The 13927-nt window shown below is 58.7% G+C and carries 11 protein-coding genes; 1 reads left to right on the forward strand and 10 read right to left on the reverse strand.

Annotated elements, in window-relative coordinates:
• Positions 1 to 15 precede the first annotated feature (15 nt).
• The 10 genes from CVT63_02525 to CVT63_02570 all read right to left on the reverse strand — a co-directional run bounded on the left by CVT63_02525 (position 16) and on the right by CVT63_02570 (position 11823).
• Positions 16 to 1614: a phosphoglycerate dehydrogenase gene (locus tag CVT63_02525; protein ID PKQ28496.1), complete on the reverse strand. Its 1599-nt coding sequence runs from the start codon at positions 1612 to 1614 to the stop codon at positions 16 to 18.
• A gap of 71 nt (positions 1615 to 1685) precedes the next feature.
• The gene (locus tag CVT63_02530; protein ID PKQ28510.1) at positions 1686 to 2750 is read right to left on the reverse strand and encodes an aminotransferase; all 1065 of its coding nucleotides are present in this window, start codon (positions 2748 to 2750) and stop codon (positions 1686 to 1688) included.
• 186 nt (positions 2751 to 2936) lie between these two features.
• The gene (locus tag CVT63_02535; GenBank protein ID PKQ28497.1) at positions 2937 to 3929 is read right to left on the reverse strand and encodes a ketol-acid reductoisomerase; all 993 of its coding nucleotides are present in this window, start codon (positions 3927 to 3929) and stop codon (positions 2937 to 2939) included.
• A gap of 125 nt (positions 3930 to 4054) precedes the next feature.
• On the reverse strand, positions 4055 to 4528 hold the full coding sequence (locus tag CVT63_02540) for an acetolactate synthase small subunit (GenBank protein ID PKQ28498.1): 474 nt from the start codon (positions 4526 to 4528) through the stop codon (positions 4055 to 4057).
• Between the two features lie 6 nt (positions 4529 to 4534).
• Positions 4535 to 6226 carry an acetolactate synthase, large subunit, biosynthetic type gene (gene ilvB, locus CVT63_02545; GenBank protein ID PKQ28511.1) on the reverse strand — a complete coding sequence of 564 codons (1692 nt, stop codon included), beginning with the start codon at positions 6224 to 6226 and terminating at the stop codon, positions 4535 to 4537.
• Positions 6227 to 6228: 2 nt separating this feature from the next.
• Positions 6229 to 7920 (reverse strand): dihydroxy-acid dehydratase, encoded by a 1692-nt coding sequence (ilvD, locus tag CVT63_02550; GenBank protein ID PKQ28499.1) that lies wholly within the window; start codon positions 7918 to 7920, stop codon positions 6229 to 6231.
• A gap of 29 nt (positions 7921 to 7949) precedes the next feature.
• The gene (locus tag CVT63_02555) at positions 7950 to 8963 is read right to left on the reverse strand and encodes an isocitrate dehydrogenase (protein PKQ28500.1); all 1014 of its coding nucleotides are present in this window, start codon (positions 8961 to 8963) and stop codon (positions 7950 to 7952) included.
• A 137-nt stretch (positions 8964 to 9100) separates the two neighbouring features.
• On the reverse strand, positions 9101 to 9592 hold the full coding sequence (locus tag CVT63_02560) for a 3-isopropylmalate dehydratase (GenBank protein ID PKQ28501.1): 492 nt from the start codon (positions 9590 to 9592) through the stop codon (positions 9101 to 9103).
• A gap of 1 nt (position 9593) precedes the next feature.
• The gene (locus CVT63_02565; protein ID PKQ28512.1) at positions 9594 to 10847 is read right to left on the reverse strand and encodes a 3-isopropylmalate dehydratase large subunit; all 1254 of its coding nucleotides are present in this window, start codon (positions 10845 to 10847) and stop codon (positions 9594 to 9596) included.
• 256 nt (positions 10848 to 11103) lie between these two features.
• A complete protein-coding gene (locus CVT63_02570) occupies positions 11104 to 11823 on the reverse strand; it encodes a hypothetical protein (GenBank protein ID PKQ28502.1) in 720 nt (239 codons plus the stop codon).
• Positions 11824 to 12014: 191 nt separating this feature from the next.
• Here CVT63_02570 and CVT63_02575 point away from each other — a divergent pair, with 191 nt between their 5' ends.
• On the forward strand, positions 12015 to 13670 hold the full coding sequence (locus CVT63_02575) for a hypothetical protein (protein ID PKQ28503.1): 1656 nt from the start codon (positions 12015 to 12017) through the stop codon (positions 13668 to 13670).
• The last annotated feature ends 257 nt before the right edge of the window (positions 13671 to 13927 follow it).

Raw genomic sequence — 13927 nt, forward strand, 5'->3', positions numbered from 1 at the left:
GCGCGTTTTTATTTGTCAAAGAGACAGAAACCACACGGCATCAACGCCGTCCTGCGACTCCAGCTCCGTGATCATCTCGCCCGTTAGCGGCACATCGAGATTCAGTCCCATCCCGGCTTTCCCGTCAATCGCTTTGCGGCCGACCTGGAGACCGCTTATGTTTATCTTCCGAGCGCCGAGGACTGTGCCCACTTTGCCAATCATGCCCGGGCGATCCTCGAACACCACGAACGCCATGTACTCGCTCGGAACAATCGCTATGTCGTAATCGAGCACATTGACGAACATCTCCTGGTTGACCCCGATAAGTGTCGCGCCGGCCGTGACTGTCGAGTCTTGCTGGATGGCGGTAACCTGTATGCGGTTCACAAAATCACGCGATCGCCTGCTCTTGCTCTCTTTGACGGTGATGCCTCTCTCCATGGCCAGGACAGGCGCGTTCACGTACGTCACCGCGTCTGAGGAGATGTTCTCAAAAAAACCTTTGAGGAAAGCGATCGACAACAGCGAGGTGTCGTGTTCGCTGATGTCACCCAGCGTCTCAAACTCTATCTCGTGTATGGCGCCGCGTGTAAAGTTCACAAACAGGCGGCCAAGCTTCTCGCAAAGGGGCATGAAAGGCCGCAATGTCTCCACAACATCCATTCGCGGCATCGCGATGTTTACCGCGCCGCTGACAAAACCGCCGGTGAGTCCCGCTGCCACCTGGTCGGCTATCGCCACCCCTGCCTTGTACTGCGCCTCTCTGGTGCTCGCTCCAAGGTGTGGGGTCACGACGACTTCAGGCATCCCGCACAGCGGGTTCCCTTCCTCGGGAGGCTCACACTCGAATACGTCTATAGCCGCTCCAGCCACCTTGCCATCCTTGATGGCGTTCGCGAGCGCGGCCTCGTCGACGATGCCGCCGCGCGACACGTTCACGATACGCGCTCCATTCTTGACGATATCGAACTGCTTCTCTGAGAGAAGGTGGAACGTGTCCTTGTTCTTTGGCACATGAAGTGTAATGAAATCGGCATCGACGAGAACCTCGTCAATGGTGGACTTCATGTCGATGTTATAAATCTTTGCCTTCTGGCTTGAGATGAATGGGTCGTACCCGATAAGCTTCATGCCAAACCCCGAAGCCCTCTCCGCGACAAGCGCGCCGATTCGCCCTATGCCGATGATGCCCAATGTCTTCCCGTAAAGTTCGACTCCCTGGTATGCGGAGCGCTTCCACTCCCCCCTGGCAAGCGACGCGCATGCCGCCGGGATATTGCGCGCGGTCGCCATCAGCATCGCCATCGTATGTTCCGCCGCTGAGATGATGTTGCTCTCCGGGACGTTCGCGACCATGATGCCCCTCCTGGTCGCCGCGTCAACCGCGATGTTGTCCACTCCTATGCCGGCACGGCCTATCATCTTGAGATTGTGAGCTTTCTCGATCGCCTCGGCGTCCACCTGAGTGCCACTACGGACGATCAGCCCGTCATAATCGCCGATCTTCGCCAGGAACTCGTCGCGCGACATGCCTTCAAAAACGTCGACGTCAAACCGCTCTTTTAGCTTGTCCACGCCCTCAGTGGATATCTTCTCCGCGACCAAAACCTTCAACCTGGAATTCTTGCCCATCTATCTCTCCAGTCATCGAACTCATGTCCGTAGCTAATGCCAAACTCGTTGCGGTAGACGGTGCCTGACCCCTATAATAGCTTTAACGCCGCGGCCACGCCGCGGCCGACCTCTACCGGGTGTCCCAGCTTCTCGAGCGCTAACTCGAGCGCCGCTATCTGGGTAATGATGTCAAACTGATCGAAAAATCCGACGTGGCCAAGCCTGAATATTTTTCCCTTGAGCTTGCCCTGCCCACCCGCTATGAAGACTCCGAACTCATTGCGCATGAGACTGGTTATGTCTCCTGCGGAGATGCCGTCCGGCGCCCACACTGAGGTGGCGACAAACGCCCTTGAGCGATCGTTCGCCACGAAACGCAGGCCCAACGCCTCGACGGCGGCTTGTGTAGCGCGAGCAAACCTCTCGTGTCTCGCATACGTCGCGGGACGCCCTTCTTCCTTTATCATCGCAATCGCCGCATCCAGCGCCTGCACCAGCGTGATGGCCGGCGTGTACGGCGTCTGCGGCGGCGTCTTCTTCTGCGAGTCGCGCGCCGCTGCAAAAGAGAAATAGTACGAAGGACACCTGGCGGCGTCAACGGCTTTCCAGGCCCTGTCGCTGACAGCCACAAACGCGAGTCCGGGCGGCGTCATCAACGCCTTCTGCGAGCCACTGACGCAAAGGTCCACGCCCCACTCGTCCGTCTTGAGGTCGACCGCGCCGAGCCCGCTGATGGCGTCCACCAGGAAAAGCGCGTCGGTCTTCGCGACGATTCTCCCGAACGCTTCCACGTCGTTGACTACACCTGTTGACGTCTCGCTCTGTGTGAGCATCACGCCTCTGGCGTCGGGGTTGGCGGCAAGCGCGCGTTCGAGCTCTCCGGGATCCGCGCAGTCACCCCACTCGTACTCGACGACCACGACATCAAGGCCAAACGCGCAGGCAATCTCGACAAGCCTTTCGCCGAACTTACCGCCGGCGAACGCCAGCACCCTGTCCCCCGGCGAGAAGCAGTTGGCGATCGCGCCTTCCATGGCCCCTGTCCCGCTCGACGTGAACAGAAGCACTTCGTTCTCGGTCTGAAATACGTACTTTAGCCCGTCCAGCACCCGCGCCAGCAACTCCCCGAACTCAGCGGATCGGTGGTGTATCATGCCCACCTGAGCAAGCCCAACGGCGAGTGGCAGAGGCGTCGGGCCCGGCGTGAATATGTAATCCTTTTTCAACAACGCCTCCTCAAAAGATCCCCTCGCTTACCAGGGGGGAGAGACCGGGGATAAACCCCCCTGGCCCCCCTTGTCAGGGGGGAATCCACCTGGCCCCCCTTGTCAGGGGGGAATTTATTCGTTGAGCCAGCTCATCATGGAACGTAACTTCCGGCCCAGCTCCTCGATCGGGTGCGCCGCTTCGACTTTGCGCATCGTGGCGAACGAGGCGCAGTTGGCCTGATTCTCGAGGATCCACTCGGTAGCGAACCTGCCGCTCTGTATCTCTTCCAGCATCTTTTTCATCTCTGAGCGAACCTCAGGGCTGATGACCCTCGGGCCGCGCGTGACGTCGCCGTACTCGGCCGTGTCGCTCACCCTGGCGCGCATCCCGCTGATGCCGTGGCGGTGGATGAGGTCCACAATCAACTTGAGCTCGTGGAGGCACTCGAAGTACGCGACCTCGGGCTGGTAACCGGCCGCGACCAGCGTGTCGAACCCTGCTTTGATGAGCTCGGATGTGCCTCCGCAGAGGACGGCCTGCTCGCCGAACAAATCGGTCTCGGTCTCCTCCTTGAACGTGGTCTCGAGTACGCCCGCCCTGGCGGCGCCGATACCAAGCGCGTATGCGAGGCCCAGTTCGCGCGCGTTGCCCGTGAAGTCCTGCTCGACCGCTATCAGCGCCGGAACGCCACCTCCGTCAACGAAGACCTGGCGCACCATGGGGCCGGGACCCTTGGGCGCGACCATGATGACGTCAACGTCCGCGGGCGGGAGTATCTGGTGATAGTGGATGTTGAAGCCGTGAGCGAAGAAGAGCGCGTTCCCGCTTTTGAGACCCGGCCTGATGCAGTCACGATAGACCTGCGCCTGCTGGTCGTCGGGAATGAGCATCACGATTATGTCGGCGTCCGCGGCGGCCTGTTCGACGAGCGCTACCGCGAGGCCGGCGGCCTTCGCCTCCTCAACGCCTGGGTCGCCCTCGCGCAAGCCTACCACTACGTCCATTCCGCTATCTTTGAGGTTCAGGGATTGCGCGTGGCCCTGACTCCCGTAACCGATCACCCCAATCTTCAGGCCCTTCAACACATCAAGGTTCGCATCGCTCTCGTAGTACATTTTCGCCATTTGCATCTCCTTTTTTCTTTCCTGTGTAACGCATAATGGGGTCAAACCAAATTATGCGTTTTTTCCTCCTGTGCTCTAATCATCCGTTGAAAACGCATAATTTGGTTTGACCCCATTATGCGTTTCTATCCTCTCGGGAGCGCGATGGTCCCGGTTCTGGCCAGTTCGACTATGCCGTACGGCATCAAGAGATCCTCGAAAGCGCGAAGCTTCGATGAAGTCCCTGTAACCTCTATGCTGAGCGTCCCTTTCCCGACATTAATTATCTTTCCCCGAAATATCTCCACTATCTCGATTATTTCGGCGCGCGCGCTCGTGCCGGTTTTGACTTTTACAAGAATCATCTCCCGCTGAACGCTGTTGTCCTCCCGCAGGTCTATCACCTCGATTACGTTGATGAGCTTGTTCAGTTGCTTGTACACCTGCTCGAGCGAGTGTTCCTCGACATCCACGACTACTGTCATACGGCTAACATCAGGGCTGTCCGTCACACCCACGGACAGGCTGTCAATGTTGAACCCCCTGCGCGCGAACAACCCCGCGATGCGCGCGAGCACACCAGACTTGTTCTCAACCAGCACCGAAAGGGTATGCTTCATTTACCGCTAACCCCCAATCATGTCGTCGAGCGATGCTCCAGGCGCCACCATCGGAAAAACGTTCTCCTCCTGCTCCACCACAAAATCGATGAGCACCGGCGCCTTCTTCTCCTTGAAGGATTCTTTGAGCGCCGGCTCAACCTCATCCTGCCTGGTGACGCGAATCCCCTTCGCGCCGTACGCTTCGGCAAGCTTCACAAAATCAGGCGACTCGCCGCGGCGCAAGTTCGTGGACGCGTAACGCTTGTTGAAGAAAAGCTCCTGCCACTGCCTGACCATTCCCAGGTAACCGTTGTCGATAACCGCTATCGTTACCGCCACTTTATTGAGAACCGCCGTCGCCATCTCCTGCGAGTTCATCTGAAACGAGCCGTCACCGGTGATATTCACGACCTGCGCGTCCGGGCATCCGATCTTCGCGCCGATAGACGCGGGAAGCCCGAACCCCATCGTGCCCAGCCCTCCCGACGACAAAAACTGACGCGGCGTTTTGCACTTGTAAAGCTGCGCGGCCCACATCTGGTGCTGGCCCACGTCGGTAACCACAGTGGCCTTGCCTTTTGTCAGGCGATATATTTCATTCACCACGAACTGCGGGCGCAGAACGTCGCCAGGAGGCACGGTGAGCGGGTACTCTTTCTTCCACGCCATTATCCGCCGATGCCACGCCGTCAAATCGCGTTTGCCGGACGTCTCGACTTTCTGCCTGACAAGTTCGACCAGCTCCTTTAAGACAGATTTCGCGTCCCCAACTATCGGCAACGTGACCGGCACATTCTTCCCGATCTCCGCCGGGTCTATGTCGATGTGAATCACTCTGGCGCGTGGAGCGAATGAGTCAAGTTTTCCTGTTATCCGGTCGTCGAACCGGGCGCCAACGGCGATGATCAAATCCGTCTCCATCATAACGAAGTTCGCGTACGACGTTCCGTGCATTCCCAGCATCCCGAGCGAGAGCCTGTCCGTCTCGGGATAAGCGCCCTTGGCCATGAGAGTCGTCGTGACAGGAATCTCTAAAAGCCGCGCCAACCGGCGCAGTTCCTCTGACGCGCCCGAGGTTATTACGCCACCGCCTGCGTATATGACAGGCCTCTTCGCGGCCAGGAGAAGCCCCGCGGCCTCCTTTATCTGGCGTGAATGCCCTTTTGTGGTCGGTTTGTATCCAGGAAGGCTCACGCGCTTCTCGGCGTGCTTGAAATCAACCTGCGCGCGCGCGATGTCCGACGGAAAATCTATCACGACCGCGCCGGGCCGCCCCGTGGACGCTATGAGGAAAGCCTCCTGGACTATGTGCGCAATGTCCGCAGGGTGAGTCACCAGGTAATTATGCTTGACAACCGGCAACGTTATGCCGGTGGTGTCCGCCTCCTGAAAAGCGTCAGTGCCTATGACGTGGCTGGCGACCTGGCCGGTAATCGCCACCATCGGCACGGAGTCCATGTTGGCGGTGGCAATGCCTGTCACCAGGTTGGTCGCTCCCGGGCCGCTCGTGGAGATGCAGACGCCGACCTTGCCTGTCGAGCGCGCGTAACCGTCCGCGGCGTGCGCGGCCCCCTGCTCGTGCCTTGTGAGGATATGCCTGATGCGAGAGTCAAACAGAACGTCATAAACGGGCATGATCGCTCCACCGGGGTAACCGAAGATGACTTCAACCCCTTCTTTCTCGAGGCTCCGAATAAGAGCCTGCGCGCCTGTCATCTTCACCGCGGGCACCTCCGCTCGGGCGCTATGTCGCCAGGAGACATGAGCGCGCCGCTCGAGGCGCTGCCGACCATCGCGGCGTAGACCGCAAGCACGCCGGAGGATGCCTTTGGCGCGGGTGGCGTGAAGGCGTCGCGCCTGCGGGCCATCTCGTCATCCGGCACCAGCGCGTCGAGAGTCCGCGCCTCGATATCCACAGCAATCATGTCGCCATCTTTGATCAGGGCTATCGGGCCACCGGACGCCGCTTCAGGTGAAACGTGGCCTATCGCGCCGCCTCTTGTGCCTCCAGAGAAACGGCCGTCTGTAATTAGCAGTACGTCGTCGTCCAGCCCCATGCCCGCGATAGTCGCGGTTGGAAGAAGCATTTCGCGCATGCCGGGGCCGCCCCGGGGACCCTCATATCGTATGACTACCACGTCACCGGGCTTGATGCTCCCGCCGCGAATTTGCGCGATTCCCTCATCCTCGGAGTCAAACACCCGCGAGGGCCCCGTGTGCTTTCGCATCTTCTCGCCGACCGCGGCTTCCTTGACAACCGCGCCGTCGGGCGCCAGGTTGCCACGCAACACCGCGAGCCCGCCGCGGGACGAATACGGATTGCTCGCGGAACGGATGACCTCACTGTTCAAGCTCCTTCGGCCGTTCACATTCTCTCGCAAAGTCTTTCCCGTAACCGTCAGAACATCGAGATCCACAACGCCAACAGCGTCCAGCTCGCCCAGAACCGCCGGGACGCCGCCCGCCATGTGCAGATCCTCCATGTGGTACTTGCTGCCACCTGACGGGGATATCCTGCACAGGTTGGGCGTCTTAGCGCATATCGCGTCCACATCATCGAGATCGAGGGCTATGCCTATCTCGCGCGCTATCGCCGGCAGATGGAGTAGCGAGTTAGTGGAGCCGCCGATCGCCATGTCCAGCGCAAGGGCGTTCTTAAACGCCTGGCCGGTCATTATCCTGTCCGGTGTGACGTCCTCGAGAACCAGGCCCATCAGCGCCTCTCCGGTCGAGGTCGCTATCCTCAACCTGTCGGCATAAACAGCCGGTATGGTGCCGTTGCCGGGTAGCGACATCCCCAGCGCCTCTGACAGGCAGTTCATGCTGTTCGCGGTGAAAAGGCCGGAGCAGCAGCCCGGCCCGGGGCAGGCGCGCCTCTCGTACAGGGCGAGCTTTTCATCGCTGATGTCGCCCGATGCGGCCGCCTCCATTACACTTATGAGGTCGAGATCCAGATCATCGAGCCTGCCCGCGAGCATCGGGCCGCCGGAAACCATCGCCGCCGGCACCCCCATCCTGGCAACGGCCATGAGCATTCCAGGCACGACCTTGTCGCAGTTCGGGACGATGACCACGCCGTCCAACGCGTGCGCCCTCACCATTATCTCGACTGAGTACGAGATGATCTCGCGGGAGGGCAGGGAGAACTTCATTCCATCGTGCCCCATCGCGAGCCCGTCGCATACACCGATGGTGTTGAAAAGCATTGGAGTGCCGCCGGCAAGCCTTATGCCGTCCGCAACCGCGTTGTTCACTTCATCGAGGCGCATGTGCCCCGGGACGAGCTGATTCGCGGAACCCGCGACCCCGATGAGAGGCCGCGCAATCTCTTCATCGCTGAGCCCCAGGGCGCGCAGAAGGGCGCGATGTCCCGCTTTCTCACGACCGTTTTTGATTATGTCGCTACGCATTTTCTTCACCTGCTCCCGCCGCCGGGCGCCTACATCGCTTCTATGGCCGTCGCGATCGCCCGGGCCATCTCACTTGTCTTTGCGTCTCCACCGATATCATACGTCACAATCTTTCCCTCGCCGATAACTTTTTCGACTCCCGCCAGCACACGCCGGGCGGCTTCCTCCTGCCCTATGTGCTTGAGCATGAGATAGCCGGAAAGTATCTGCGCGGTCGGATCCACCTTGTCAAGTCCAACGTACTTGGGAGCGCTGCCGTGCGCGGGCTCGAACACGGCCAGGTCGAAGTCCCCCACGTTGGAGCTCGGCGCTATCCCGAGCCCCCCGATGAGCCCGGCGCACAGATCGCTCAGGATATCTCCGTAGAGGTTCTCCATGACCATCACGTCGTACAGATGCGGTTTCTGCACGAGCTGCATGCACATGTTGTCAACGATGCGCTCCTCGAACTTTATGTCGGGGTACTCCGGCGCCATCTTTCTGCCAACATCAAGAAACAGTCCATCGGTCATCTTCATGATGTTCGCCTTGTGAACGATGGTGAGCAACTTGCGAGCGTTCTTGCGGCAGTACTCGAAAGCGAACCTTATAATCCGCTCGGAACCTTGCCGGGTTATCACCTTGATGGATTCCGCGACGTCCGGCGTCACCATATGTTCTATGCCCGCGTAGAGATCCTCCATATTCTCGCGCACCACCACGAGATCGATGTCGGTGTACGGCGTCTTGACGCCGGGAATGTAAAACGCCGGGCGAACGCACGCGTAGAGATCGAGTTCCTTGCGCAAGGCGACGTTCACGCTGCGGAATCCACTGCCGACCGGTGTCGTTATCGGACCTTTGTACGCGACGCGGTTCTCACGGATGTTGTCCAGAACCTCCGCGGGGAGGGGCGTGCCGTACCTGTCCATCACGTCGGCGCCCGCCTCCCGCCGGTCCCATTCGATCTCGGCGCCCGCGGCGTCAAGCACACACAACGCGGCGTCAACCAGCGATGGGCCCACGCCATCTCCGGGAATAAGCGTAATTACTCTCTTCGACATATCGCCCTTTCTTTCAGAAAATCCCCCACCACGCCAGGGGTCAGGCACCGTCTACCTTTCCGTCTACCGCAATCAAGCCAGGGGTCAGGCACCGTCTACCTTTCCGTCTACCGCTGCGCCGTCGCGCATCGCGCCTGCTAGAGGGCGAGTCGGCCGTGCTTCAGCATATACTCGGCCAGTCCGCCTTCGGCCAGAATGTCAAGCATGACACGCGGCATGGGACGCAATTCGACCTCAATCCCTTTGGTCATGTTCAGAATAACACCGCGATCCATATCCACGTCGATCGCGTCTCCATCCTCTATTCCTGAAGTATCGCAGACCAGGGCCGGCAGGCCGTTGTTTATCGAATTGCGAAAGAAGATACGCGCGAACGATTCCGCCAGCACGGCGGCTACTCCCGCGCACTTCAACGCCTGCGGCGCCTGCTCTCTCGAAGAGCCACAGCCAAAGTTCTTTCCCGCGACGAGAAAATCGCCTTTCTTCAAGCGCGCGGCGAACCCTGGGTCGAGATCTTCCATCACGTGGCGCGCCAGCTCGTTCATGTCGAGTGTCTTGAACTTATAACGACCAGATATGATGTAGTCGGTATTGATGTCGTCTGAAAACCTGTGCGCCGCGCCTTTCATATTAAACGACCTTCCTCGGATCCGTTATCTTGCCCTCGAGGCAGCTCGCGGCAACCGTCGCCGGCGACGCCAGGTAGATAAACGCCTCTGGATTTCCCATTCGCCCCAGGAAGTTCCTGTTGGCGGTCGATATGACGTTCTCGCCATCCCCCGGTATTCCCTGATGCGTACCCACACATGACGCGCAGCCAGGGGGCATCACGGACGCGCCCGCCTCGGTGAACGTCTCGATCACGCCTTCCCTCAACGCATCGAGCATAACCTCGCGTGAAGCCGGCGCCACTATCATCCGCACTCCGCACGCGACCTTCCTGCCTTTTACAATAGCGGCGGCCACGCGTAAGTCCTCGAGCCTGCCGTTTGTGCACGTTCCTATGAGTCCCTGCGCTACAGGGACGCCCTCAACCTCTTCAATACGGCAAACGTTGTCCACCGCGTGAGGCCGCGCCACCTGCGGCGCCAGGGCGGACACGTCGTACTCCTTCTCCTTCGCGTACACCGCGTCCGCGTCGGGCGATACCGGCTTGAGCTCCTCGCTCGTCCTGCCATGAAAAAACTCGCGCGTCCTGTCGTCAGCCTCCATCAATCCGGCCTTGGCGCCCATCTCTACGGCAAGATTGCTTATCGTGAACCTGCCGTCGAGGCTCAAGGACGATATCGCCGGCCCTCCGACCTCCAGCGCCATGTAAGTCGCGCCGTCAGCGGTTATGTCCCCCACCATCATCAGCGCGATGTCTTTGGAGTAAACTCCACCTGGCAAAGATCCGGTTACCGTCACCTTCATCGTCTCGGGCACCCTGAACCACAAAGAACCTGACAGCAATCCCGCGGCCATGTCGGTCGAGCCTACCCCCGTCGCGAACGCGTTGACCGCTCCATAGGTGCACGTGTGAGAATCCGCTCCGATGACGAGGCTGCCCGGCCGCGCATGCCCTTTCTCCAGCATGACCTGGTGACACACGCCCTCTCCAACGTCATTGAGCTCGAGGCCGTATTTGTCCGCGAACTCGCGCATCAGCGCGTGCAGTTGCGAAACCGCGCGCAACGGGCTCGGGGCGCTGTGATCTATGCAAAAGGCGGCGCGGCCTTCCATCGCGACCCTATCACTGCCCATCCCCTCAAAAGAACGGATCGCCAGAGGCGCGGTTCCGTCTTGCGCCATGACAAAATCAAGCTCGGCGACGACTATGTCGCCCGCGCGCGCGTCAACTCCCGAATGATTCGACAGTATCTTCTCGGAAATCGTCTTTCCCACGCTCATGATCCTCTGTATTCCCTATTCAAATTTTCGATAAAATAATCATTGTTCCCCCCGAAACGCACGATCCTGGCGGGGAACGCTTTCACACATTCTATTGGTTTTGCGCATTTTTGTAAAAACGGGTGCCATTTTTACTCAGAACAATGCGTGGGAAAAGCGCGCCGGCTTTATGCGAAATTAGTAGGCAAAATAAACCCACACATGACACAGTACTTCTACAAGGAATCCACTACTACCACTACCACAGATTCTAATCGGTTAACAGATCGAGCAATCCGTACAGATCTTCTATCACAGGCACATCCGCCGTGTTTCCGGATCCGAACCTGTCAATCAACACAGGATGTATTCCCACGCTGCGCGCGCCCAGGACGTCCGCATAGTACTGGTCACCGACGTGCACCGCGCGGCCGGGCTCGACGTCCAGACGCTCGCATGCTGCCTGGTAGATGCGCGGGTTCGGCTTGACGAGACCGATGCTGGCGGAAGAGAGCACGGCGTCCAGGTAGCGATCGAGTCCCATGTCAAAGCACAGTTTCGCGAGACGCGAGTCCCAGTTGGATATCAGCGCAAGGCGTAATCCCTTCGCCTTCAACCGCTCAAAAACGGGCACGACATCGGGGTACGGGCGCCAGCGATCCCCGTCCCCGAAGTAGTCGTAGATCGCGCGGCCGACCAGTTGGCGGTGGCCGTCCACTCCAATCTCGTCAAGCATGAGCGCGTAAAGCTCAGACCACATCTCGGAGGCGTCCTTCTCGTTCGCCCAGAACGAGTCGTCGCTCCAGTAGCGGCGCTCGTAGTACTCGCTGGCGGCAACAATGCCGCATCGGAGATTTTCGTCCGAGGGGTAGTGCCCGAATTCCGCCATGACCTCACGGCAAACCGCCTCGATCGACGGGTACGGCTCGAGGAGCGTGTTCCCGACGTCGAAAAAGACGGCCTCTATAGCGCTTTCGCAGATCTCTCGCATATCCCACTCGATGTTGATTTGCCCAGTCCGCTACGTACATTACATGAAAGTAGAGTCGCGCGCAGGTACCCATTTGGGATACTTTTATTATGCGGCAATGCGGATAGTTGACGCCCGGAGAAGCCTATTCTATAATCTCAATTGTGTGTACATTCATTTGAGTGTACGCCCGTATGAGTGTAAGGAGCGAAATGAACGGTTATTATTCGCGGGAGCAGTTCACCAACAGACGCCTTGAACTGACAAGACTGGAGTCGGCCTACGAAGCCACGCTGGACGGTAAGCCTGCGAGAATCGCGTTTTTGGGATTGCGTAGAATTGGCAAATCGATTCTCTTTGACCGGTTCGTCGAAAGCAAGCGCACTGCTGGTAGGAAGGGCCTTGCCATCGTCGATTTCGAGCGGGCGGTCTCGAATCCAGAGACGTTCTCTCAGGTGTACGTGGGCACTATAGCGGGACAGATCATAGGGGGGGCCAAGAGGCGACCTAGAGATTTTCTGCGCCTCGAGAACGCACTCAGCACAGAGTTGGGTGAATCAAAGGCGTTCAGGGAGGTAGCCGGGCGCATCCTGACCGAGCTACGAAAGGCCGACCATGACCAGGCACTTCTTTACGAGCTTGCCCTGGGCTTCCCTCAAGAACTTGCCGAAGAACTCGGCGAGGCGATCATGCTATTTATTGACGAGTTTCAATACCTTATGAACCTCAGGCGCTACAAAGGCATCGGGGATCCCCGAAGGTTGTTGAAGGCAACCCTGGAGCGCCAGAACATGGTGGGTTATGTTATCGCAGGCTCCGAAATAACCATTCTCGAGGACGCGCTGCAATCCCATGCGAGTCCGCTGTTTGGAATGTTCGCCCGGGAAAGGCTTGGCCCGTTCGACAAGGTGGATTCCCTGGAGTTAATCGGCAAACTGGCGCCTGGACTTGGCGCTAGGGCCGCGGGGAAGATATGTGATTACAGCGGTGGCAATCCGTTCTATATAACAGCAATTGCGCAGAAAACGGCGGGCCTCATTAAGGAAGAGGGGTTTGACGAGGAGGACGGTGTCGACCATGCCTTCCTGGAAGAGGTTCTGGCGGATTGGGGTAGGATATTCGATTTCTGCTACTACCTTATGGAAATATCACTCGATCGCGCTCGAGGCTCGGGCAATCTGAAGGCGTTGCTACAGCTCATGGCCGAGGAGAACCAGGGCATGACCGCCACCGAAATAGCGCGGTTGGCGCATAAGACCCCGCAGGCAACGAGAAACTACCTGCTGGAGCTGTGTCGCTTTGACATACTGGAGCGCGAAAGAGACCTGTTTTCCTTCAGAGATCCTCTGTTCAAGTATTGGCTGGCCAACCTGCGCACGGGAATTGCTTGGAGCACAACTCCTACGAGGGCGGACGTTTGGATGTCACTCGACCAACATCGCGAGGCCCTAAAGGCGCTGTCTGACGAGCTGGGAACAGCAAAGGAGAGCGTGCTACGAGAGGTGCTCGGGCTCTTCGACGGCCAGTTGATAGCCGGAGAGCTTCTTGGAGCAGGTGAGGATATCGTGCTGCCAAAGTTCGACAAAGTCGAACCGTTTATAGATGAGAACGGAGAGGAACTGGAGGCTGTTGGCCAGGGCAAGCACATCTGGGCATGCGAGCTCAAGTGGCGGAGATCCACTGCAGGAGAAACCGAGGTCAGGAGACTCCTTGAGCGGGCAAGAAAAATCAGGGCAGAGCGAGCGTGGTTGATATCGAAGGCCGGATTCACCAGGGAGGCTCTCGCGCTGATGAGAAAAGAGAGTGTCTTGCACTCCAACGGTGACCAGCTCAGAGAGATCGAAAAGGTAGTTAGAAGGGAAACTTGACAACGCCACCTGTTCGACGGAAGCCAGACACAGGCGTTTCTTGCATTAGTAGCGCAGGTCAATTCACGGGCGGCGGGAGTTCCAACACCGACAGCAATCGGGCACATGTTTCGAGCTATGTTCGAGTAACCGTGCGCAGGTGGAGTCTTGTGCCCGTATCGGATTGTTTCTGAACATTCCCGACAAAATCCTTCAAGTAATTGTTAGTGTTTCCCGCCTTTGACCGCGCTCCGGAAAGCAGGGGTACAATGCCCCTT

The organism is Candidatus Anoxymicrobium japonicum, assembly GCA_002843005.1.
Classification (GTDB): domain Bacteria; phylum Actinomycetota; class Geothermincolia; order Fen-727; family Anoxymicrobiaceae; genus Anoxymicrobium; species Anoxymicrobium japonicum.

Bases quoted from the DNA above. Each gene is read 5' to 3' on its own strand.
- CVT63_02525 (PKQ28496.1), bottom strand. From the start codon at position 1,614: ATGGGCAAGAATTCCAGGTTGAAGGTTTTGGTCGCGGAGAAGATATCC.
- CVT63_02530 (PKQ28510.1), bottom strand. From the start codon at position 2,750: ATGATACACCACCGATCCGCTGAGTTCGGGGAGTTGCTGGCGCGGGTG.
- CVT63_02535 (PKQ28497.1), bottom strand. From the start codon at position 3,929: ATGGCGAAAATGTACTACGAGAGCGATGCGAACCTTGATGTGTTGAAG.
- CVT63_02540 (PKQ28498.1), bottom strand. From the start codon at position 4,528: ATGAAGCATACCCTTTCGGTGCTGGTTGAGAACAAGTCTGGTGTGCTC.
- ilvB (PKQ28511.1), bottom strand. From the start codon at position 6,226: ATGACAGGCGCGCAGGCTCTTATTCGGAGCCTCGAGAAAGAAGGGGTT.
- ilvD (PKQ28499.1), bottom strand. From the start codon at position 7,920: ATGCGTAGCGACATAATCAAAAACGGTCGTGAGAAAGCGGGACATCGC.
- CVT63_02555 (PKQ28500.1), bottom strand. From the start codon at position 8,963: ATGTCGAAGAGAGTAATTACGCTTATTCCCGGAGATGGCGTGGGCCCA.
- CVT63_02560 (PKQ28501.1), bottom strand. From the start codon at position 9,592: ATGAAAGGCGCGGCGCACAGGTTTTCAGACGACATCAATACCGACTAC.
- CVT63_02570 (PKQ28502.1), bottom strand. From the start codon at position 11,823: ATGCGAGAGATCTGCGAAAGCGCTATAGAGGCCGTCTTTTTCGACGTC.
- CVT63_02575 (PKQ28503.1), top strand. From the start codon at position 12,015: ATGAACGGTTATTATTCGCGGGAGCAGTTCACCAACAGACGCCTTGAA.